This is a genomic window from Mitsuaria sp. TWR114, from assembly GCF_007997345.1.
On record NZ_VOSR01001077.1, the window covers coordinates 1 to 595 of the forward strand.

Consider the following 595-nt stretch of genomic DNA (forward strand, 5'->3'; position numbering starts at 1 on the left):
CGCGCACCGCCGCCAGCAGCACGGCGCCCTCGGAGGTCAGTGCGAGGCCCCGGGCCTGCCGCGTGAAGAGCGCGCAGCCGAGATGCGCCTCCAGCGCCAACACCTGCCGGCTCACCGCGCCTTGGGTGAGGTGCATCGCGCTTGCGGCCTGGGTGAAGCTCCCTGCCTCCGCGGCAGCGACGAATGCCTGCAGGTTCTGCAGCGGTGGGAGGGTGGATCGCGGCGTCATCGCCATGATCCTAGTGCATGGCTCGCATGAGAAGCTTTCGCTGGTCGACGAGGCGTCTGCTTCGTACGATCCAGATAACTTCCTACTGAAGGCATGCGTACCACTCATGAATCAGCACATCTCCGTATCGACGATGCCGGACACCGGTCACGTCGCCGTCGTGAAGCGCTACCTCGATCGCCTCGAGGCCTCGGACGTCGAGGGCATCGTGGCCCTGTTCACCGAGGACGCGCAGGTGGTGTCGCCGTTCCTCGGCTGCATGAGCCCGCGGCCCTTCTTCGACAAAGTGCGTGACGCCTCGGGGCAGAGCCGGATCGAGGTGCTGGACATCCTGCTCAGCGCCCAGGGCGCATCGCGCGCGATGGC

Annotated in this window: 2 protein-coding genes; one reads left to right on the forward strand and one right to left on the reverse strand. The window is 67.1% G+C overall.

What is annotated here, in order from left to right; all coding sequences use genetic code 11:
* Window positions 1-229 (reverse strand): LysR family transcriptional regulator (locus tag FUT87_RS27465; RefSeq protein WP_255512090.1); only part of this gene is annotated, 229 nt, incomplete at its 3' end.
* A gap of 106 nt (window positions 230-335) precedes the next feature.
* On the opposite strand from FUT87_RS27465, the gene FUT87_RS27470 reads away from it, so the two are divergent.
* Window positions 336-595, forward strand: a 260-nt coding sequence (locus FUT87_RS27470; protein WP_404935477.1) for a nuclear transport factor 2 family protein, incomplete at its 3' end; no start/stop codon positions are given.